At 64.4% G+C, this 20,764-nt stretch carries 23 protein-coding genes; 15 read left to right on the top strand and 8 right to left on the bottom strand.

The genetic code is table 11. The features are described from left to right. Window positions 1–184 precede the first annotated feature (184 nt). Both LCI23_RS16205 and LCI23_RS16200 read right to left on the bottom strand, forming a co-directional pair. Window positions 185–958 carry a choice-of-anchor L family PEP-CTERM protein gene (locus tag LCI23_RS16205; protein WP_224947484.1) on the bottom strand — a complete coding sequence of 258 codons (774 nt, stop codon included), beginning with the start codon at window positions 956–958 and terminating at the stop codon, window positions 185–187. 170 nt (window positions 959–1,128) lie between these two features. Continuing rightward, window positions 1,129–2,244, bottom strand: coding sequence for a succinylglutamate desuccinylase/aspartoacylase family protein (locus LCI23_RS16200; protein ID WP_224947483.1), 1,116 nt, complete (start codon window positions 2,242–2,244; stop codon window positions 1,129–1,131). 180 nt (window positions 2,245–2,424) lie between these two features. On the opposite strand from LCI23_RS16200, the gene trmB reads away from it, so the two are divergent. Next, complete coding sequence (gene trmB, locus LCI23_RS16195) at window positions 2,425–3,105, top strand: tRNA (guanosine(46)-N7)-methyltransferase TrmB (protein ID WP_224947546.1); 681 nt, start codon at window positions 2,425–2,427, stop codon at window positions 3,103–3,105. An 18-nt stretch (window positions 3,106–3,123) separates the two neighbouring features. Here the strand turns inward: trmB and recQ are convergent, their stop codons facing one another. Both recQ and LCI23_RS16185 read right to left on the bottom strand, forming a co-directional pair. Next, window positions 3,124–4,959 carry a DNA helicase RecQ gene (gene recQ, locus LCI23_RS16190; protein ID WP_224947482.1) on the bottom strand — a complete coding sequence of 612 codons (1,836 nt, stop codon included), beginning with the start codon at window positions 4,957–4,959 and terminating at the stop codon, window positions 3,124–3,126. Window positions 4,960–4,973: 14 nt separating this feature from the next. Further along, window positions 4,974–5,807, bottom strand: coding sequence for an undecaprenyl-diphosphate phosphatase (locus LCI23_RS16185; RefSeq protein ID WP_224947481.1), 834 nt, complete (start codon window positions 5,805–5,807; stop codon window positions 4,974–4,976). A 286-nt stretch (window positions 5,808–6,093) separates the two neighbouring features. Between LCI23_RS16185 and LCI23_RS16180 the strand changes: the two genes are divergently transcribed. Together LCI23_RS16180 and LCI23_RS16175 are read left to right on the top strand one after the other, a co-directional pair. Beyond that, the gene (locus tag LCI23_RS16180; protein WP_224947480.1) at window positions 6,094–6,429 is read left to right on the top strand and encodes a hypothetical protein; all 336 of its coding nucleotides are present in this window, start codon (window positions 6,094–6,096) and stop codon (window positions 6,427–6,429) included. 87 nt (window positions 6,430–6,516) lie between these two features. Further along, the gene (locus LCI23_RS16175; protein WP_224947479.1) at window positions 6,517–6,723 is read left to right on the top strand and encodes a hypothetical protein; all 207 of its coding nucleotides are present in this window, start codon (window positions 6,517–6,519) and stop codon (window positions 6,721–6,723) included. Here the strand turns inward: LCI23_RS16175 and LCI23_RS16170 are convergent. Continuing rightward, window positions 6,720–6,974 (bottom strand): YkgJ family cysteine cluster protein, encoded by a 255-nt coding sequence (locus LCI23_RS16170; RefSeq protein ID WP_224947478.1) that lies wholly within the window; start codon window positions 6,972–6,974, stop codon window positions 6,720–6,722. The two genes, LCI23_RS16175 and LCI23_RS16170, sit on opposite strands and share 4 nt — an antisense overlap. Before the next feature lie 123 nt (window positions 6,975–7,097). Here LCI23_RS16170 and LCI23_RS16165 point away from each other — a divergent pair, with 123 nt between their 5' ends. From LCI23_RS16165 to glf, 6 genes are all read left to right on the top strand, one after another. Continuing rightward, the gene (locus LCI23_RS16165) at window positions 7,098–7,982 is read left to right on the top strand and encodes an SDR family oxidoreductase (protein ID WP_224947477.1); all 885 of its coding nucleotides are present in this window, start codon (window positions 7,098–7,100) and stop codon (window positions 7,980–7,982) included. A 120-nt stretch (window positions 7,983–8,102) separates the two neighbouring features. Continuing rightward, entirely contained in the window at window positions 8,103–8,747 is a 645-nt protein-coding gene (locus LCI23_RS16160; protein ID WP_224947476.1) for a TetR/AcrR family transcriptional regulator, read from the top strand. Between the two features lie 163 nt (window positions 8,748–8,910). After that, the gene (locus LCI23_RS16155) at window positions 8,911–9,564 is read left to right on the top strand and encodes a protein-L-isoaspartate O-methyltransferase (RefSeq protein WP_224947475.1); all 654 of its coding nucleotides are present in this window, start codon (window positions 8,911–8,913) and stop codon (window positions 9,562–9,564) included. A 7-nt stretch (window positions 9,565–9,571) separates the two neighbouring features. After that, complete coding sequence (locus tag LCI23_RS16150) at window positions 9,572–9,904, top strand: rhodanese-like domain-containing protein (RefSeq protein ID WP_224947474.1); 333 nt, start codon at window positions 9,572–9,574, stop codon at window positions 9,902–9,904. Window positions 9,905–9,957: 53 nt separating this feature from the next. Continuing rightward, a complete protein-coding gene (locus tag LCI23_RS16145; protein WP_224947473.1) occupies window positions 9,958–11,322 on the top strand; it encodes a TolC family outer membrane protein in 1,365 nt (454 codons plus the stop codon). 268 nt (window positions 11,323–11,590) lie between these two features. Continuing rightward, window positions 11,591–12,745: a UDP-galactopyranose mutase gene (gene glf, locus LCI23_RS16140; RefSeq protein ID WP_224947472.1), complete on the top strand. Its 1,155-nt coding sequence runs from the start codon at window positions 11,591–11,593 to the stop codon at window positions 12,743–12,745. A 79-nt stretch (window positions 12,746–12,824) separates the two neighbouring features. Here glf and gloA read toward each other — a convergent pair whose 3' ends face one another. From gloA to LCI23_RS16125, 3 genes are all read right to left on the bottom strand, one after another. Next, window positions 12,825–13,238 carry a lactoylglutathione lyase gene (gloA, locus tag LCI23_RS16135; RefSeq protein ID WP_224947471.1) on the bottom strand — a complete coding sequence of 138 codons (414 nt, stop codon included), beginning with the start codon at window positions 13,236–13,238 and terminating at the stop codon, window positions 12,825–12,827. A 139-nt stretch (window positions 13,239–13,377) separates the two neighbouring features. Beyond that, a complete protein-coding gene (locus LCI23_RS16130; RefSeq protein WP_224947470.1) occupies window positions 13,378–13,809 on the bottom strand; it encodes an OsmC family protein in 432 nt (143 codons plus the stop codon). A gap of 12 nt (window positions 13,810–13,821) precedes the next feature. After that, window positions 13,822–14,139 (bottom strand): hypothetical protein, encoded by a 318-nt coding sequence (locus LCI23_RS16125; RefSeq protein WP_224947469.1) that lies wholly within the window; start codon window positions 14,137–14,139, stop codon window positions 13,822–13,824. 160 nt (window positions 14,140–14,299) lie between these two features. Between LCI23_RS16125 and LCI23_RS16120 the strand changes: the two genes are divergently transcribed. The 6 genes from LCI23_RS16120 to grpE all read left to right on the top strand — a co-directional run bounded on the left by LCI23_RS16120 (window position 14,300) and on the right by grpE (window position 20,707). Then, entirely contained in the window at window positions 14,300–15,193 is an 894-nt protein-coding gene (locus LCI23_RS16120) for a DUF3667 domain-containing protein (RefSeq protein WP_224947468.1), read from the top strand. A gap of 176 nt (window positions 15,194–15,369) precedes the next feature. Further along, the gene (locus tag LCI23_RS16115; RefSeq protein WP_224947467.1) at window positions 15,370–16,281 is read left to right on the top strand and encodes an NAD kinase; all 912 of its coding nucleotides are present in this window, start codon (window positions 15,370–15,372) and stop codon (window positions 16,279–16,281) included. Window positions 16,282–16,328: 47 nt separating this feature from the next. After that, the gene (gene recN, locus LCI23_RS16110) at window positions 16,329–17,993 is read left to right on the top strand and encodes a DNA repair protein RecN (protein ID WP_224947466.1); all 1,665 of its coding nucleotides are present in this window, start codon (window positions 16,329–16,331) and stop codon (window positions 17,991–17,993) included. A gap of 97 nt (window positions 17,994–18,090) precedes the next feature. Then, window positions 18,091–18,519 carry an organic hydroperoxide resistance protein gene (locus tag LCI23_RS16105; RefSeq protein ID WP_224947465.1) on the top strand — a complete coding sequence of 143 codons (429 nt, stop codon included), beginning with the start codon at window positions 18,091–18,093 and terminating at the stop codon, window positions 18,517–18,519. 95 nt (window positions 18,520–18,614) lie between these two features. After that, window positions 18,615–19,718 (top strand): ferrochelatase, encoded by a 1,104-nt coding sequence (gene hemH, locus LCI23_RS16100; protein WP_224947464.1) that lies wholly within the window; start codon window positions 18,615–18,617, stop codon window positions 19,716–19,718. Window positions 19,719–20,110: 392 nt separating this feature from the next. Next, on the top strand, window positions 20,111–20,707 hold the full coding sequence (gene grpE, locus LCI23_RS16095; RefSeq protein ID WP_224947463.1) for a nucleotide exchange factor GrpE: 597 nt from the start codon (window positions 20,111–20,113) through the stop codon (window positions 20,705–20,707). Window positions 20,708–20,764 lie beyond the last annotated feature (57 nt).

Below are 20,764 nucleotides of genomic sequence, written 5' to 3'. Positions count from 1 at the left end.
GACTAATAGGTTATCAAGAAACAAATGAATAGCAACTAAAAGCTGGCACGTCATCGTAGCACGACGTTTTGACACAACACATCGCGCGACCGGGCTGGCACCGGCAGGCGCGTTGGCGCCTGGACCGGCCGTCCGTGAGGAACCGCGCCCAACCGGATTGACCGTGCCGGCGCGGATGAGGTGTTTACTTTGCCTTGCGGCGCATGCGGCCCAGGCCGGCAAGGCCCAGTGCCACCAGGGCCAGGCTGCCCGGTTCCGGCACGTCGGTCGGCGGCGGCGCGGTGTCGGAGAAGGTACCGGCTTCGATGAACACGCCCGAGTCATAGGTCTCGTCGGCCGTGTCGCGGATGATGAACTCAAAAGTATTGGTGCCCGTCAGGCCGGCGAGCTGGGCAACCAGGACCGTGGTCAGGCCGTCGTAACCGCTGGAGTAGGTGCCGGCATTGTTATTGCGGTAGTACCCCGAGTTCTTGTTGCTGTTCACGTTGTTGATCGACACCACGCCACCGTTGTTCGGGAGCTGGGCGATGTTGACGCCGTTGACGCGCATCTCGAACAGGTCGTTGAAGTTGCTGCCCACGTACTCGTTGTACTCTTCCGAACCAAACACGTAGCGGAAGAACACGTTGCCATTGTTGCTGGTGAAGTCGAATTTCAGCGAGGTTTCGCTGCCCGGGCCACTGCAGTTGGTCGTGCTGTTCGGGCCAACCGCACAGTTGACGTTACCAGTCGTCAGGAGGACCCCCTTGTCAAAGCCGATGTCGCCGCCGCCGGTGAAGGTACCGGCTGCATTGGCGGAGGCGCCGCTGTACTGGATGTTCGACAGCACGATGCCGCTGCCGGCGATTGCGTTGGCCAGGGTGGCGCCATTGTTGGTCGTCGTGACCACGATTGCGCTGGCGGAGCTGGCAAAGGTGGCGAACAGGGCGGAAGCAAGGAGTTTTGGCAAGAGTTTCATGGGTGGTCTCAGTAGGTTGTCAGGAATAACTGCGTACCTATGAGCAAGTCTCATGCCAGCAAGAAAATATTTAATTATATCAATGACTTAGGGAAATTATTGTAATAATATCACTAAATGTGTAAATAATCTCGACAGGAATTTTAACCAAATTGTATAAATGTCATATTTCAGGCACTCAGCAGGTCGCCCGAGCGAAACGATTCAGTCCCCGCAATCTTGCAGACATGCATTCCACGTAGCAGGTGCCGATGCGCCGTGCTCGCAAACAGCAGCCCGGCATGTCCGGCCACCAGTGTTGTCACCTGGCCGCTGACAGGATTGACGATATCCGCCACCGGCTCGCCCGCCTCGACCATGTCGCCCAGCTTCTTGTGGAATACCAGTACCCCGGCATGCGGCGCCGCCAGCGGTTCGACCGCATTCAGCGGCGTCGCGCGGCACGGGGTTTCCGGCAGCGGCAGCAAAGGGATGTCGAGCACCCCGGCGTGGCCCAGGTATTGCAGCAAAGCGGCGGCGTCCAGGCGCGCGTAGTCGTAGCGCACGTCGTTCTCGCCGCGCAGTTCGACCGTGACGGCGGCGCAGGCCGGTGGGATCGCCGTGCCTTCGAAATGGTCGGCCAGGTCCCACCACAGGCGGCTGCAGGCTTCATCGAAGGCCTCGCCCCCGGACGCCTTGGCCACCAGCAGCACGCGGGCGCCCAGCAGGGCCGTCAGCGGCGCCACGGTTTCCACCAGCGGCGTGCCGGTATACATGTGCAGCAGGGCTTCGTTATCGCAGTGCAGGTCGAGCACGATGTCGGCATCGACGGCCATCGACAGCAGGGTCTTCTTGAGGGTCTCGACATTGCTCTCGGGCTCCCACAGCGCGACCTGTTCCCGCGCCGCCGCGCGGATCAGGGCGACGTTGGCGTCGATGTCGCTGCCCAGCCTGCCTTCGAGCGACTGCTTGAGTGCATCGGCGACATGCCGGTACAGTCGGTTGAAGTTGATCCCGGTCGCCAGGTCGTAGCGCCCGAAGGGCGTGCCATGGATCACCTGCGACAGGCCGATCGGATTGGCCGCCGGCACCAGGATGATCTCGCCATGGATGCGGCCCTCGGCGTCCAGGCGTTCCAGTTCCTGGCGCAGCACATGCGCCACCAGCATGGCGGGCACTTCGTCGGCATGGACGGCGGCCTGGATATAGATTTTCTTGCCGGTCCCGGGGCTGCCGTAATGGAAGGACGTCAGGTGGGCGGTAGCGACGTTCTCGTCGGTGGCGATCGGGTGTTTCACGGCGTGCATGGAAGGAGCTCCGGGCTGGACAAATAAACAGCATGATTATCCGCGATTCTCCCTTCCAGCCCCGCACGGGCCCGGGCAGTGCCGGCGCCTGGGCTATAATGACAGCCGTTTTTTCCTCACCACTGTCTCTTACGGTTCTCCATGTCTTCTGAAAAGCCCACCAATGGCCCGGCGCGGCCCATGCTGTACGATCCGACCGAACACCGCATCCGCAGTTTCGTCACGCGGGCCGGCCGGCTGTCGACCGCCCAGGCGCGCGCGTTGGAGGAACTCGGTCCCAGGTACCTGGTCGAGTACAAGCGGGAGAGCCTGGACCTGGAACAGGCCTTTGGCCGCCAGGCGCCGACCATCCTGGAAATCGGCTTCGGCATGGGCGACACCACGGCGCACATCGCCCGCCTGATGCCGGAAAAAAATTTCATTGGCGTTGAAGTCCATACCCCCGGCGTGGGCAGCCTGCTCAAGCAGATCGGGGAGCAGGGCATCGAGAACCTGCGCCTGATCCAGCACGACGTGGTCGAGGTGCTGAACCACATGATTCCCGACGGCGCGCTGGCCGGCGTGCACGTGTTCTTCCCGGACCCGTGGCACAAGGCGCGCCACAACAAGCGGCGCCTGATCCAGGGTCCGTTCGTGAAACTCCTGTGCGACAAGCTGGCGCCGGGCGGCTATCTGCATTGCGCCACCGATTGGGAAGACTACGCGGTGCAGATGCTGGAGGTGCTGGGCAAGGAGCCGCTGCTGCAGAACACGGCCGAAGGCTATGCGCCGCAGCCGGCCTACCGTCCGCTGACCAAGTTCGAAAACCGTGGCCTGAAGCTGGGGCACGGGGTGTGGGACCTGGTGTTCACCAAAAAATAACAGGTCCCGGCGCGGGACCTACATCATCTCGTTGATGATGGCGACGATCTCGTCGCCATATGACACCAGCTTCTTCTCGCCCACGCCCGACACGCCGCGCAGCGCGTCGAGCGAGCCCGGCTTGACCTTGGCGATCTCGCGCAGCGTCGCATCCTGGAACACCACATAGGCCGGCACCCCGTGCTCGCGCGCGGTGCCCATGCGCCAGGAGCGCAGGCGGTCGAAGATGGCCTGCTCGGAGCGCGACAGTTCCAGCTCCTCGTAACCGCTGCTGCGTGAGGACGACGGCCGCTTGGCCTTGACCGGTTTCTGGTACTGGCGCAGCTGCACCCTCTGCTCGCCCTTGAGCACCGGACGCGCCGCGTCGGTCAGCTTCAGGGAGCTGAAGGCATCGTGGTCCACCGTGACGAAGCCGAGCGCGATGGCCTGGCGCACGATGGCGCGCCATTCCTGCTCGGAGCGGTCGGCGCCGACGCCGTAGACGGTGAGCTTGTCGTGGTGCCACTGGCTGATGCGTTCCGTTTGCGCGCCGCGCAGCACGTCGATCACATGGCCGGCGGCGAAGCGCTGGTCGACCCGGTAGACCGTCGACAACAGCTTTTGCATCGGCACCGTGCCGTCGAAGCTGACCGGCGGGATCAGGCAGGTGTCGCAGTTGCCGCAGGGGCCGGAGCGCTCGCCGAAGTAGTCGAGCAGGCGCATGCGCCGGCAGCTCAAGGTCTCGCACAGGCCGAGCATGGCGTCGAGCTTCATCGACAGCACGCGCTTGAAGGTCTCGTCGGCCTCGGATTCGTCGATCATCCGGCGCTGCAGCACCACGTCCTGCAATCCATAGGCCATCCAGGCGCTGGCGGGGGCGCCATCGCGGCCGGCGCGGCCGGTCTCCTGGTAGTAGCCTTCGATGCTCTTCGGCAGGTCCAGGTGGCAGACGTAGCGCACGTCCGGCTTGTCGATGCCCATGCCGAAGGCGATGGTGGCGACCATCACGATATTGTCTTCACGCAGGAAGCGCGACTGGTTGGCCGCGCGCACGCTGTGTTCCATGCCCGCATGGTAGGGCAGGGCGCGAATGCCGTGCTCGCACAGGAAGTCGGCGGTCTCCTCGACCTTTTTACGCGACAGGCAGTAGACGATGCCGGAATCCTGGGCATGCTCGCTGCCGATGAAATCGATCAGCTGCTTGCGGGCGTTGGTCTTCTCGACGATGGAGTAGCGGATGTTCGGGCGGTCGAAGGACGAGACGAACTGGCGCGCGTCAACCAGCTGCAGGCGGTGCGCGATCTCGGCCCGGGTCTGCTGGTCGGCGGTGGCGGTCAGCGCGATGCGCGGCACGTTCGGATAGCGCTCGTGCAGCACCGACAGGCGGATGTATTCGGGGCGGAAGTCGTGGCCCCATTGCGAGACGCAGTGCGCCTCGTCGATCGCGAACAGCGCGATCGGCGCGGCGTCGAACAGCTCCAGGCAGCGCTGGGTCATCAGGCGCTCGGGCGCCACGTAGACCAGGTCGATCTCGCCGCTGCGCACCAGGCGCTCGATGCGCAGGCTTTCCTCGAAGGTCTGGGTGGAATTCAGGAATGCGGCGCGCACGCCGACTTCTTCCAGCGCATCGACCTGGTCCTGCATCAGGGCGATCAGCGGCGAGATCACCACGCCCACCCCGTCGCGCAGGAGCGCCGGGATCTGGTAGCACAGCGACTTGCCACCGCCGGTGGGCATCAGGACGAGCGCGTCGCCGCCATTGGCCACGTGCTCGACGATTTCGCCCTGCTGTCCGCGGAATGCCGGATAGCCGAAGACGGTCTGGAGGACGTGGAGGGCGCGCGCGCCGGTATCGGCGCCGGAATCGGTAGTCATGCTTTACTTGCTGATTATTCCGCCCACACGACCAGGTCGAAGTGCGCGGTCACGAGGACCAGGATACCGAATACGATACGGTACCAGGCAAAGATCGTGAAGTCGTGCGTGCTGATGTAGCGCAGCAGCCAGCGTACGCACAGGAAGGCCGAGGCGAAGGCCGCCAGCCCGCCCAGGCCGAACATCGGCAGGTCGGCCATCGACAGCAGGTGGCGCTCCTTCAGTACCGAATACACGGTGGCGCCAAGCAGGGTCGGGATCGCCAGGAAGAAGGAGAACTCGGTGGCCGCCTTGCGCGACAGGCCGAACAGCATGCCGCCGATGATCGTCGCGCCGGAGCGGCTGGTGCCGGGAATCAGGGCGAAGGCCTGGGCCAGGCCGACCTTCAGCGCGTCCGAGAAGCGCATGTCGTCCACGCTGTCCACGCGCGCGGTGTGTCCATCGCCCGTGTGGCGTCGCTCGACCCACAGGATGACCAGGCCGCCGACGATGAAGGCGGTGGCCACCGGGACCGGTGCGAACAGTTCAGCCTTGATCAGCCCGCTGAACAGGAAACCGAGCAGGGCGGCCGGCAGGAAGGCGATCACGATATTGATCGCGAAGCGGCGCTGGTTCGGGTCCGAACCGAGGCCGGCGAGCACGCGCGCAATGCGTGCGCGGTATTCCCAGATCACGGCCAGCATGGCGCCGGCCTGGATCGCGATCTCGAACACCTTGACCTTCTCGCCAGTAAAATTCAGCAGGCTGCCCGCCAGGATCAGGTGGCCGGTGGAGGAAATCGGGAGGAACTCGGTGAAGCCTTCGACCAGGCCCATGATGATCGCCTTGATGGCGAGAAGAATGTCCATTGAATACGTCAGCTGGGTGCGGATGTTTACGGGGGTGGCTGTGGAAGTACGGCGGGGGCGAAGCTTAACACGATCACAACAGGCGGCTTTGCACCAGCCGTGTCCGGTCCATGATTGTACCGCGCTCGCGTTGCCGTAGGGTTAGTTCCTGCCGCTTAGCTCAACATTCTGTCGTGCGCCGCCAGCGCCAACGCGTGCTACACTCGGACGCATGAGTATTTTCGTTGTCCTCATCCTTGCTGCGCTTGCCTGGGCAGCATTTCATGGTTGGCAACTGCCCAACAGCTTGCACTACCGTCCCTGGCAGGGCCGGGTCTGGCGCAGCACTTTCCCTGCCGCCTCGCGCAAGGACATCCGCGATTTCCTGTCCGTGTTCGTGTCGGCCTTGTCCTTCCGCGAAAACGAGCCCTTGCGCCTGCGTCCGGACGACGAAGTGCTGGGCCTCTACCGCGCCGCCAACCCGACGCGCTGGCTGCCGGACGCCCAGGAACTGGAGCGCCTGGCCAGGGCCCTGCGCGACAAGTACGGCCTGCGGCTGGACGAGATCTGGCACGAGGGCCTGACCCTGGGTTCACTGTTCCAGCGTGTGCAGCAGGCGCGCGGCCAGCGTTCCGTGGCGTAGCACTGCGCGGGAGCCTGGTCGCGAGATTACCCTGTGCGGGTAAAGGTAGGGTCTTGCTTTGCGTAATGACAGCACCATCTGGCGCGCATGCTCAAAGAGAAACTCAACTGGAGACGGCCGCTGTTCTATGTGCTGCTGCCGATCTTTTTCGTGATGGCCTTCCTCGGCTTTCCTTTGCCCGTCGCGCCGCCGCCGGCCATCAAACCGGCGATCGAGCAGGCCAGCGTCATCAAGAAAAAGAAAAAGCGCCTCGGCCTGGTCAAGCCCGATTCGCCACCCGATTCGCCACCTTAAGGCGCGGTCGCGCGCTCGAGCGCATCGAGCCAGTGGATCGCCTGCACGCGGCTGGACCCGCACATCTCCGCCGAGGGCTGCAGGCCGCCGCAGAAGGCCGGGCGTTCCGGCCGGCCGAAGATGCGGCAGCGCTGGTCCTGGTCCAGCTGCACGCAGGGCACGCCGGCCGGCTTGCCATCCGGCATGCCCGGGATCGGACTGGTGATCGAAGGCGCGGTGCAGCAGGCGCCGCAGTTGTCTCTGCACTGCATGGTGGGTGGGTAGCTCGAAAAAGGCAGGCCGGAAGTATACCGCTCCCCCGCCCGTAGCGGGCGCGTCGCCCGCCGATTTCCTGCTACGTTGCATCCATCGCACACCCATGAGCAGGAGGCCCCATGTCCAGTCCCCTCAAGCCCCTGGACCGCCAGGTCCTGGTGATTACCGGCGCCTCCAGCGGCATCGGCCTGGCCACCGCCCAGGAAGCCGGGAAGCGGGGCGCGAAACTGGTGCTGGCCGCGCGCGGGGGCGACGTGCTCGAGGCCGTGGTGCAGGGCCTGGTGGAGAATGGCGTCGAGGCCGTCGCCGTCGTGGCCGACGTCGCCGTGCGTGCCGACGTCGAGCGCATCGCCCAGGTGGCGCTGGAGCGCTTCGGCCGCATCGATACCTGGATCAACAATGCCGGCGCCACCATCTACGGACGCCTCGACCAGGTGTCCGAGGAAGACAGCCGGCGCCTGTTCGACATCAATTTCTGGGGCATGGTGCATGGTTCCCTGGTCGCGCTGCCGCACCTGAAGCGCCAGGGCGGCGCCCTGGTCAACCTCGGCAGCGAGGCCTCCGAGGTGGCGATCCCGCTGCAGGGCATGTACTCGGCCAGCAAGCATGCCGTGAAGGGGTTTACGGACGCGCTGCGCATCGAGGTCGAACACATGGAGGGCGCACCGGTCTCGATTACCCTGGTCGAGCCCACCGCGGCCGATACGCCGCTGCCCCAGCACGCGCGCAACTACATGGATTGCGAGCCGAAGCTGCCTTCGCCCCAGGTCGATCCGCACCAGGTGGCGGCCGCCATCCTGCAGGCGGCGGTGGTGCCGGCGCGCACCGTGCGGGTCGGTCTCATGGCCGGGCTCGACATCATGGTGGAGCGGGTCGCCCCGGCGCTGGCGGACCGGCTGGCGGTATTCCAGGCGCCGCGCCAGCAGCAGGACGAACCGGCGCGCAATCCCGACGGCGCCCTGTACGGCTCGCGCGCCGCCGGCCGTATCTATGGGCGTGGATAGGCTTCAAAAATGGCGTAAATACTTGTTTACATTGATAGTTTCATATTGCATTGATTGCTTGACTCCCCTGCCGGTGCCGACTATATTCGCAGGCTGTTCAGTTGGTTACTAGGCAGAAACATGCAATGTCCACTCGACAGCAAGCCGCGTTGGGAACGCCGGAAGGATGCCCGTCCCCACGAGCTCCTTGCTGCCGCCATTGACCTGTTCGTCGAGCGTGGTTTCGCCGCTACCCGCCTGGAAGACGTCGCGCGCCGAGCCGGCGTGTCCAAGGGCACCCTGTATCTCTACTATACGAACAAGGAAGAGCTGTTCAAGGCCGTCGTGCGCGAAAGCATCCTGCCTTTCCTGGGCAAGGCCGAGCTGTCCGTGGCCGAGTTCGAAGGCCATAGCGCCGAGCTGCTGCGCAGCGTGGTGATGAACTGGTCGCGCCAGATCGGCCAGAGCAAGGCTTCCGGCATCGGCAAGCTGATGCTGGCCGAAGCGGTGAACTTCCCCGAGCTGGCGCGCTTCTACCGTGAAGAAGTCATGAGCCGTACCCGGCGCATGATTTCCAGCATTCTCGAGCGCGGCATCCGGCGCGGCGAGTTCCGGTCTTTCGACACCGTGCAGATGACCCAGGTGCTGATCGCACCCATGATGATGCTCAATGCATGGAAGCATTCGGCGGTGGCGCCCTGCGCATCCGACGAACTGCAGCCCCAGGCCTTCCTCGAATCCCTGCTCGATGTCACCCTGCACGGCCTGCTTCCCCGCGCCAGCTGAGTTGTCGTTTGCGCCAACGCGCCCTTTTTTCGGCGTTCAACCCCTTCAAACTGCAGACTGTCGCAATTTCCCCTGTCCTCAGGCAAGCCATCGCTAAGATGTGCGTCCTGGGGCTGTTCAACGATAAAATATCGGATTATTTATTTTTCCACTGAGAACGCAAATGAATATCGAACAAGCCCGCTTCAACATGATCGAACAGCAGATTCGCCCGTGGAATGTGCTCGACCAGGACGTGCTGGACCTGCTGCACGTCGTCAAGCGCGAAGCCTTCGTGCCGGCCGCCTACCAGAACCTGGCGTTCGCGGACGTCGAGATCCCGCTGCCGGGCGGCGAAGCGATGTTCAACCCGAAGGTCGAAGCACGCATCATGCAGGAGCTGGCGATCAAGAAGCATGAGAACGTCCTCGAGATCGGCACCGGTTCGGGCTACATGGCGGCGCTGCTGGCGCACAAGGCGCGTCACGTGACCACCGTCGAGATCCAGCCGGAAGCGGCCAAGCTGGCGCGCGACAACCTGGCGCGTGCCGGCGTCACCAACGTGACGGTCGAGGAAGGCAACGGCGCCGCCGGTTGGAACAAAGGCGCGCCCTACGACGTGATCGTGGTCTCGGGCGGCATGCCGGTGCTGCCGCAAGCCCTGCTGGAGCAGGTCAAGGTGGGCGGCCGCATCGGCGTGATCCTGGGCGAGGCGCCGGCGATGAGCTTCAACATCATTACCCGCAGCTCGGAAACGGGATACGACACGGTCAAGCTGTTCGAGACCAATGTCAAGCTGCTGACCGGCGCCCAGGCACCCTCGCGCTTCCAGTTCTGAGGACGCGATGCAGCATTTGACCGCACCGGAACTGGCGGACCGGCTGGCCCAGGCGCAAGCCGGGCAAGCCGAGCAGCCGCTGCTGCTGGACGTACGCGAGAACTGGGAGTTCGCCACCTGCCATATCGCGGGCTCGATCCAGATCCCGATGCACCTGGTGCCGATCCGCGCCGGGGAACTGCCGGATGACCGCGAGATCGTGTGCATCTGCCACCATGGGGCGCGCAGCATGCAGGTCGCGAGCTTCCTGGAACGTAACGGATTTGACAACGTAACGAATTTGACGGGCGGGATACACGCCTGGGCCGTACAGGTCGATCCTTCGATGCCGAAATACTGAGCTGCGCAAGATCGACCTGACCTTAACTTTTGATGACTCCTGTGGAGAATGTGATGCAGAAACCCCTTCTTGCCGTGCTGCTTGCCAGTGCTTTCGTTTCGCTCAATGCCAGCGCGGCCGATCTGATCCAGGTATACCAGCAGGCGCTGGCCAACGACGCGACCTTCGCCAGCGCGCGCGCGTCGGCCGCCGCCGGCCGGGAACGGATCGTCCAGGGGCGCGCGGGCCTTCTCCCGACCGTCGGCATCACCGGCAGCAGCATCAAGAACGACCGTGACGGCTCGCCCTGGAACGAGGGCGAGCTGGTCACCAACCAGCAAACCGGCGTCCAGACCCGCGTGCTGGGCACGGCTTCCAACCTGCGCACCACCGAGTACACCATCGGCCTGACCCAGCCGCTGTTCCGCTGGGACCGCTGGGAAACCTACCAGCAGAGCAAGCTGCAGCAGTCGATTTCCGAAGCCCAGTTTGCCCAGGCCCAGCAAGACCTGATCACGCGCGTGGCGCAGGCCTATTTCGACGTGCTGGCGGCCCAGGACAAGCTGGAGTCGACCCGCGCCCAGAAGACCGCGGTGACCGAGCAGCTGGCTTCGGCCAAGCGCAACTTCGAGGTCGGTACCCAGACCATCACCGACACCCACGAGGCACAGGCAGCCTACGACCTGGTGATCGCCCAGGAATTTGCCGCGGTGAACGACCTGGACAACAAGCGCAACGCGCTGCGTGCCATCATCGGCACCGAGCCGGCCGGCCTGGCGCCGCTGAAATCCGGCATCACCCTGAACGCGCCGTCGCCGGCCAACGTCGACCCCTGGGTCTCGGCGGCCGAGAACCAGAACTATGGCGTGGCCGTGTCGCAGCTGCAGGTCGAGATCGCCAAGCGCGACATTTCCAAGACCCGGGCCGGCCATTACCCGACGCTCGACCTGGTCGCCAACACCTCGCGCATCGATACCAACGGCCGGATTTCCGGCCTGTCCGCCGTGAACAAGAACAATGCCATCGGCGTGCAGTTCTCGGTGCCGATCTTCAGCGGCTTCGGCGTGACCAGCCGCGTGCGCGAAACCATCGCCCTGGAAGACAAGGCGCGCAACGACCTGGAAGCGACGCGCCGCCAGGCCGCGCTGCAGGCGCGCCAGGCCTATCTCGGCGTGAACAGCGGCATGGCCCAGGTCAAGGCGCTGGAAGCGGCCGAGGTGTCGAGCCAGTCGGCACTGGAATCGAACAAGCTGGGCTACCAGGTGGGCGTGCGCATCAACATCGACGTGCTCAATGCCCAGCGCCAGCTGTACTCGACCCGCACCGACCTGTCGCGCGCGCGCTACGACACCATCCTGAACGGCCTGCGCCTGAAGGCGGCGGCCGGCTCGTTGCGCGAAGAAGACCTGGCCGCAGTGAACAATCTGCTGCAAAAATAAACATCACCAAGCAGGCTCGTCCTGCGCGAAACTGTTAAAAAGCCCGGACCTTGCTTGGTCCGGGCTTTTGTTTTTTCGGCGCGTCAAGTGATTGATTGCAAGACAAAATAGTTGACGCACGATAAGTCGTACGCGGGCGGTGTTTTTTACAAAGCTGATAAACTGACAAGGTTAATGTGTCTTTCCTGGCTGGGCGGAAGCATCCGTCCCACCATGATGCGGCATCCCGGGCCGCCGCCAGAAAACTCATCCCTAAGGAAAAACAAACATGCAAAAGAACATCGCGATTGTCGGCGCCGGTTTTTCCGGGGCTGTCATTGCCAACCAGCTCGCCCAGGCAGGCTACACCGTCGAGATCTTCGAATCGCGCCCCCATATCGCGGGCAACTGCCACTCGGAACGCGATGCCGAGACCGGCGTCATGGTGCATATCTACGGACCACACATTTTCCATACCGATATCGAGCGCGTCTGGGAATACGTGAACCGCTACAGCCGCTTCATGCCCTATGTGAACCGGGTCAAGGCGATCACCAACGGCGCCGTCTACACGCTGCCGATCAACCTGCTCACCATCAACCAGTTCTTCGGCAAGACCTTCCGTCCGGCCGAGGCCCAGGCCTTCCTCGCTTCGCTGGGCGACAAGTCGATCGAGAACCCGGTAACCTTCGAAGACCAGGCGCTGCGCTTCGTCGGCCGCGAGCTGTACGAAGCCTTCTTCAAGACCTATACCGTCAAGCAGTGGGGCATGCAGCCGACCGAACTGCCGGCCAGCATCCTCAAGCGCCTGCCAGTGCGCTTCAACTACGACGACAATTACTTTGCCCATAAATACCAGGGCATGCCGGAAGACGGCTATACCGCGCTGGTCGAGAAGATCCTCGACGTGCCGGGCATCACCCTGCACCTGAACACCACCTTCGATCCGGCCACCAAGGGCGACTACGCGCACGTGTTCTATAGCGGCCCGATCGACGCCTGGTTCAAGCATGCCGAGGGCCGCCTGCCATACCGCACGCTGGATTTCGAGGTGTTCCGCGACACCGGCGACTACCAGGGCAATGCCGTCATCAACTACTGCGACGACAGCCAGCCCTATACCCGCATCACCGAGCACAAGCACTTCTCGCCGTGGGAGCAGCACGAGAAGACCCTGATGTACAAGGAATACAGCCGCCAGTGCGAAGAGAAGGACATCCCGTACTACCCGATCCGCCAGGCGCGCGACAAGCAGCAACTCGAACGCTACGTGACCGTGGCGCGCGAGGAGCCGAACGTGACCTTCGTGGGCCGCCTCGGCACCTACCGCTACCTGGACATGGACGTGACCATCAACGAGGCCTTGGCCACCGCCGACAAGTTCCTCGCATGCGCGCAGAACAAGGAGCGCATGCCGGCCTTCGTGATCGATCCCTTGGCTTGATTTTCGTCGGGTGGGTGGGAAACCCGCCCATCCACCATGAACGACGACGCCAGCCCGGCAGAGCGTGCCGGGCAGAGGCTTAGCTGCTCAGGCCGGCGCCCGAGGCGTTGTCCTTGCGTTCGATGAGTTCGACCTTGTAGCCGTCCGGATCGGTGATGAAGGCGATCACGGTACTGCCGCCCTTGACCGGACCTGGCTCGCGCGTGATGTTGCCGCCCGCGGCGCGCACGCCCTCGCAGGTGGCGTAGATGTCTTCGGCCGAGATGGCGATATGGCCGTAGGCCGTGCCCATGTCGTAGCTGTCGACGCCATAGTTGTAGGTGAGTTCCAGTTCGGCGTGCTCCGGGTTGCTGCCGTAGCCAAGGAAGGCGAGCGTGTACTTGTACTCGGGATTGTCGCTGGTGCGCAGCAGTTTCATGCCGAGCACGGTGGTATAGAAGTCGATGGAGCGCTGCAGGTCGCCGACGCGGAGCATGGTATGGAGGATGCGCATGGAGTGTCCTTCTGGGGATTCGGGAAGCGGCCATTTTATGCGCTGGCGGCTGATCCTGCAGAGCATCGCTGGATGTGGCGCGCCTGTGAATACGCTGCTTGAACGCGTGGGCAGAGAATCCGCCCACCCTACCAAACCCTTAGTTTTCCAAACGCGAAGTCATCGTGATGGTCGCGTTCAGCAGCTTCGACACCGGGCAGTTTTCCTTGGCCGTGTTGGCCGCCTTGTCAAAGGCTTCCTGGCTGGCGCCGGGGATCTTCGCCACCAGGTCGAGGTGCACGGCAGTAATCGAAAAGCCGCCCTCCACCTTTTCCATCGAGACAGTGGCGGTGGTGCGCAGTTCCTGCGCCGTCATGCCGGCCTGGCCCAGCTGGCCGGACAGGGCCATGGTGAAGCAGCCGGCGTGGGCCGCGCCGATCAGTTCTTCCGGATTGGTGCCCGGCCCGTCCTCGAAGCGGGTGTTGAAGCCGTACTGGGCATTCTGCAGCACGCCGCTGCCGGTGGAGACGGCGCCCTTGCCGTCCTTCAGGCCGCCGCTCCAGACGGCACTGCCATTGCGCTTGATCGTCATCGTATCTGTCCTTTATCGGTTCTTGCCCGGTTCCGAATCGACCGAGTCGTGGCGCGCCATCGAACGGTGGCGGTCGGGCTGGGGATTGGCCTGGCCGGTGGCATCGGGCGCCGGGTCGACGGCCTGTTCCAGTCCCTGGCCATTGGTCCCATAGCAGTCGGTGTTCTGCAGGCCCTGTGCCATGTCTTCGGCGGCCTGCTTCATGACGCCGCGCGGCGCCTGGTCCTGGCCGTCCGGGCTTTCGTCGCGCTCGTGCGGCTGGCGTTTCACGCCGTCGTTCTCGATCGGTTGCTTCGTGTTGACGAAGCGGTCCTTGGTTTCGGTCACCATCTCGGCCTCCTTGCATTTCCGTTGAGTGCATCCTAACCGTGGCCGGACGAAGCAGTCGCGCAATTGGAACGGTGGGGAAAAACTTTCCAGGGAAGTCAGATGCATTTTTGCAACTAACCCGTTAACATGGTGGCTTGGACGATTTTGCCGGACCAGCCCCGTGACCACCCAAGCCCTCGACACCCGTCATCACAGCGCCTGCAAGAACTGCGGCACGGCCGTTTCCGGCAACTTCTGCCACCAGTGCGGCCAGGCGACCCACCTGCACGTGCCGAGCGCACGCGAGTTCCTGCACGAGTTCGTCGCGCACTACGTGGCGATCGAGGGCAAGCTGTGGCACTCGCTCAAGCTGCTGCTGTTCAAGCCGGGCCTGCTGACCCGCGAATACGTCGAAGGCCGGCGCGTGCGCTACATCGAGCCGCTGCGCCTGTACCTGAGCTTCAGCATCATCTTCTTCGCGTTGTTCAAGATGGGCGGGGTACAGGAGATCAACATCGGCAGCCGCGGTGACACGCCGCCGGCGCTGAATGCGCCGGCCGGTGTCCAACCGCCCGCCACGACAGAGGATTCGGCGGACTTCAAGGAGTTCCAGGACAAGGGCAAGCGCATGCTGGGGCAGCTCAGCCCGCGGCTGGAAGAAGGCGCCGGCCGCTTCTTCGCCCTGAGCGAAAAGGAGCGCAAGGACACCGCCAAGCGGGTCTTCTTCAGCTACACCCCGTACGCGATCTTCCTGATGATGCCGGTGTTCGCGCTCTACCTGAAACTGCTCTACCTCGGCTCGGGGCGGCGCTACGGCGAGCACTTCCTGTTCGCCCTGCACAGCAATGCCTTCGCCTTCATGATGCTGAGCCTGGTCATGCTGGCCGACGGCTGGAACGTCGTGCGCCTGGTGCTGGTGGGCTGGCTGCTGTTCTACCTGCCGACCGCGATGCGGCGTGTATATGGCGGCGGCCGCTTCATGACGGCGCTGCGCTGGATCGTGCTGATGTTCCTGCACGTACTGACCCTGACGCTCGCGGTGACGCTGGCGGTGGCCATCGGCCTGCTGCTCTGAACGGCTCTGCGCGCCGCCATCTTGCCGATTCCGGCAGGCGCCCGGTATACTGTTTATTTGTACAGTGCATCGATGCCTGCCTGCCGGGTTCCGCCGTGCCCTGCGCCCTGCCTCTCGTATAGCAGGCGCGGGGATAATCGGTTAATCTCGTACTCCCATCCAACTGCTCCTGGACCATGTCAGTGTCGCCCGAAAAGCAAAAAATCATCGCGCTCGTGGTAAGGCAGAACACGCCCGGCATCGAAGAACCGGCGCGCCGCCTCACCCAGTTCCTGTCCGGCGCCGGCTACCGCGTGGTGTTCGAGGCCGATACCGCGGCCTACCTGGACACCCTGGGCATCGACGGCATCGAAGCCATGTCGGTGGCCGAGATCGGCGAGCAGGGCAGCTACGCGGTGGTGATGGGCGGCGACGGCACCATGCTCGGCATCGCGCGCCAGCTGGCCCGGTACGAGATCCCGCTGATCGGCATCAACTCTGGCCGCCTCGGCTTCATTACCGACATTCCGCTCGAGCGCATGGTGCCGGCTTTGCACGAGATCCTGCAGGGCCAGGCGCGCGCCGAGGAGCGCACCCTGCTTGAGGCGCGCGTGGTGCGCGACGGCGCGGAAATCTTCTGCAGCGTCGCCTTCAACGACGTGGTGGTGGCGCGCGGCACCGGCGCCGGCATGGTCGAACTGAAGCTCACCGTGGACGGCGAGTTCATGTACAACCAGCGCGCCGACGGCCTGATCGTGTCCACGCCGACCGGCTCCACCGCCTATGCGCTGTCGGCCGGCGGCCCGCTGCTGCATCCGCGCGTGCGGGGCATCGTGCTGGTACCGATCGCGCCGCACGCGCTGTCGAACCGGCCGATCGTGGTGCCGGAGTCGAGCGAGATCGTGGTGGAACTGGTGGCCGGGCGCGACATCAGCGTCAACTTCGACATGCAGACCTTTACCAGCCTGCAGCTGGGCGACCGCATCGTCATCTCGCGCTCGCCGCACACGGTCACCTTCCTGCATCCGCAGGGCTGGAGCTATTACCATACGCTGCGCGAAAAGCTGCACTGGAACGAATACCCGACCAACGAAGGCAAGCTCACCTAAGCTGCCGTCCACCGCCGACAAGCAAAAAACAGGAGACCCGACCTTTCATGCTGCGCACACTTACCATTCGTGACTTCGTCATTGTCGACGCCATCGAACTCGAGTTCGCGCACGGCTTCACGGTATTCACCGGCGAGACCGGCGCCGGCAAGTCGATCCTGATCGATGCGCTGCAGCTGGCGCTGGGCGGACGCGGCGACGCGAGCATGGTGCGCGAGGGCGCGGCCAAGGCCGACATCAGCGCCGAGTTCGCGCTGACGACCTCGGCGGCCTCTTGGCTGGGTTTCCACGAATTCCCCTACGACGAAGGGGTGGCCCTGATGCGCCGCGTGATCGACAACGCAGGCCGCTCCAAGGCCTGGATCAACGGCATCAGCGCCACCGCGGCCCAGCTGCGCGAACTGGGCGAGATGCTGGTCGACATCCATGGCCAGCACGCGCACCAGTCGCTGCTGAAAAGCGATGCCCAGCGCGCCCTGCTGGACAACCAGATCGCCCTGCGCGACCCGGAAGCGAGCCAGGAGGTGCTGGGCACCGCCGCCGCCTACAAGGCCTGGCGCGCGCTGGTGCGCCAGCGCGAGGAATTCGAGAACGACGCGCGCAATGTGCTGCTCGAGCGCGAGCGCCTGGAGTGGCAGGTGGGCGAGCTCGACAAGCTGGCGCCGAAGCCGGGCGAGTGGGCCGAGATCAGCAACGAACACAGCCGCCTGTCGCACGCGGCCAGCCTGCTCGAAGGCGCGCAGGAAGCGCTGCAGGCGATTTCCGAAGCCGACCACCCGATCCTGTCGCAGCTGTCCTCGCTCAACGCCCGGCTGGGCAAGCTGGTGGACGTGGACAGCCAGCTGCAGGCCGTGCTCGACTGCATGGAGCCGGCCCGCATCCAGCTGCAGGAAGCGGTGTACGCGCTCAACAACTACATCGACAAGGTCGAACTCGACCCGGACCGCCTGCGCGAGGTGGATGCGCGCATGGAAGCGCTGCACGGCGCCGCGCGCAAGTACCGCACCACGCCGGAACAGCTGCACGAGGAGCACGCGGCCCTGTCCGCCAAGCTGCGCCAGCTGGCCGACGCCAGCGACATCGAGGGCTTGCGCAAGCAGGAAGAGAAGGCGAAAGGCGCCTACCTGGAAGTGGCGCGGCGCCTGTCGCAGCGGCGCGCGGAGGCGGCCGTGGAGCTGGGCAAGGGCGTCACCAGCGCCATGCAGGACCTGAGCATGAGCGGCGGCAGCTTCGTGGTGGCCCTGAACGAAGGCGAGCCGGGCGCGCATGGCCTGGAGCAGGTCGAGTTCCTGGTGGCCGGCCACCTGGGGGTGGCGCCGCGCCCGCTGGCCAAGGTGGCGTCCGGCGGCGAACTGGCGCGCATCTCGCTGGCGATCGCCGTGATCACCGCCAACGCCACCGCCACGCCGACCCTGATCTTCGACGAGGTCGATACCGGCATCGGCGGCGGCGTGGCGGAAGTCGTGGGACGCCTGCTCAAGCGCCTCGGCCAGCAGCGGCAGGTGCTGTGCGTGACCCACCTGCCGCAGGTGGCGAGCCAGGCCAACCAGCACTTCCAGGTGGCCAAGGGGACGACGGGCGAGGGCCGCACTGTCTCGCGCATCGACGTGCTCGATACCCGGGCCCGGGTGGAAGAGGTGGCGCGCATGCTGGGTGGCATCGAGATCACCGAAACCACGCGCAAGCATGCGCGGGAGTTGCTGGCGTCGTGACGTCCTCCCTGCGGTCCTGCCGGATTATCCATTCTGTGGCAAAGTGATCAACGTTCCGCGCTGGCGGATCCACCCAATCACCACAGGAGGATTTCGAATGAGCATCGACAACGTGCTGTACCGCGCCAAGGCCACCTCGCAAGGCGGCCGTGAAGGCAGCGCGAAGAGTTCCGACAATGTGCTCGACCTGAAGCTGAGCACCCCGAAGGAGCTGGGCGGCGGCGGCGGTAGCGGCACCAATCCCGAGCAGCTGTTCGCGGCCGGGTATTCCGCCTGCTTCCTGGGCGCCCTGAAGTTCGTGGCGGCCAAGGAAAAAGTCAGCCTGCCGCAAGAGTTGACCGTGACCGGCGAAGTCGGCATCGGCCCGATCCCGACCGGCTTCGGCGTCGAGGTCGACCTCACCGTCAAGGGCCCCGGCATGGACCCGGCCCAGCTGCAAGACCTGGTCGAGAAGGCGCACGTGGTCTGTCCGTACTCGAACGCGACCCGCAACAACATCGACGTGCGGCTGCATACGAGCACCTGAGCGGCAACCGAGCGGCGCCTGAGCCCGCGCGGTTTCACGCCAGCGAGGGGGACGCCACTTATATAATAGGGTGTTCCCCTTTCCGTCTCCAGCCCATGCCCTTCAGAAAAGAACCGCCCTTCGCCCACGGCATCCTGCCTTCCAGCGCCATCGTGCTGGTCAACCTCGGCACTCCCGATGAGCCGACCTCGCGCGCCGTGCGCCGCTACCTGAAGCAGTTCCTTTCCGATCCACGCGTGGTCGAGGTCCCGGCCTTCATCTGGTGGTGCATCCTGCACCTGGTCATCCTGCCTTTCCGCTCCGGCAAGTCGGCCGCCAAGTACCGCACGATCTGGACCAGGGAAGGTTCACCGCTCAAGGTGCACACGCAGAAGCAGGCGGTGCTGCTGGAAAAGACCCTGGCCGAACGCGGCCACGAGGGCGTGAAGGTGGTGATGGCCATGCGCTACGGTTCGCCGTCCCTGCGAGACGTGCTCGCGCGCCTGCAGGCCGAGCACTGCCAGCGCATCGTGGTGCTGCCGGCCTATCCGCAATATTCGGGCACCACCACCGCCTCGGTCTGGGATGCCGTCTTCGCCCACTATGCGGGGGTGCGCAACGTGCCCGAACTGCGCCTGGTGCGCCACTACCATGACCACGAAGCCTATATCGAGGCGCTGCGGATCCAGGTCGAAGCCTATTGGGAAGCGAACGGCCGCGGCGACAAGCTGGTGATGAGCTTCCACGGCACCCCGAAGCGCACCCTGATGCTGGGCGACCCCTACTTCTGCGAATGCCACAAGACCGCGCGCCTGCTGGCGGTGGCGCTGGGCATGGGCGCCGACGAGTACATCGTCACCTTCCAGTCGCGCTTCGGCAAGGCCGAGTGGCTGCAGCCGTATACGGCCCAGACCGTGCAGGACCTGGCACGCCAGGGCCTGGCGCGCATCGACATGATCTGCCCCGGCTTCACCAGCGACTGCCTGGAAACCCTGGAAGAAATCAATATGGAAGTGCGGCAGGATTTCGAAGCCGCCGGCGGCAAGGAATACCACTACATCCCTTGCCTGAACGAGGCGCCGGCGTGGATCACCGGCCTGGCCGAGATCGCCGAACAGCACCTGATCGGCTGGCCAACCATCCTGACGCCGGCCCAGCGCGCTGCCCAGAAGCGCGACGCGCAGGTGGGCGCCCAGCACGCGGCCCAGCTGGGAGCCTGAAGCGATGCTACCGGCCTGTTAGAATGGCAGGCTGTCCAGCCTGATCCTCGATGCGGGATCAGGCATGCCACGGCGAAGCGCTGATCCCGACATAGCATAGCCATGCAAGCACCGCCAGGGTGTAAAGCACGACAGCGCCGCTGATCAGTTGGAGTCTCATGATGGTTCCCGGTAGGCGCGGCATCGCCGCAATCTTGACAAGAAGATTAAGACTTTTCGCCGGGAAATGATTGAGGAAATCCGTAAATCTTGTAACAAATAATTTCTCAAACTTTAGCAAACTGTCAGTAAAGCCCCTTGAAAATGTAGGACATCGCCCCATGTAGGGGCCTGTGTGTCATGCAGGACACTTTACCAACTCAGCCAAGTCCTTGATTCTAGGAGTTTTTTCGATGCAAGACCAAGAAAACCAAGAGGTGACCCAACAGGGTGCCGCGCCGCAGGACGATGCCGCGACCGCCGCGACCGCCGCCGCCGAGGCAGCGCAAGCCAGCGCCGGACAGGCCGGTGTGCCCCCGGGTGGGGCCGGGTCGGACCTGGAAGCCCAGCTGAGCGCTACCGAAGCCAAGCTGGCCGAGATGCATGATGCTTTCATGCGCGCGAAAGCCGATGCGGAGAATATCCGCCGCCGCGCCCAGGAAGACGTGACCAAGGCCCATAAATTTGCCATTGAAAGCTTCGCCGAGGCCATGGTGCCGGTGCGCGACAGCCTGGAAATGGCGCTGAAAGTCGAGACCCAGACCGTCGAAGCCATCCGTGAGGGCGTGGAAATGACGCTCAAGCAGTTGACGGCCGCTTTTGAAAAGAACCGCCTGGTCGAGGTCATGCCGCAAGCGGGCGAGAAGCTGGACCCGAACAAGCACCAGGCCGTGGCCGTGGTGCCATCCGAGCAGGAAGCCAATACCGTGGTCGCCGTGCTGCAAAAGGGCTACATGATCGCCGACCGCCTGCTGCGTCCGGCCATCGTGACGGCCGCAGCACCGAAGTAAGCAGGAGCTGGATGCTGCGCTGCCAAATGCCCCAGCGGCATCCCTTGAAAGCGCGCA

The organism is Massilia sp. MS-15 (assembly GCF_020176695.1).
GTDB lineage: Bacteria > Pseudomonadota > Gammaproteobacteria > Burkholderiales > Burkholderiaceae_D > Telluria > Telluria hydrophila.
Note: the sequence above shows the minus strand (reverse complement) of the source record. Positions and strands in the feature narration are given on the sequence as shown.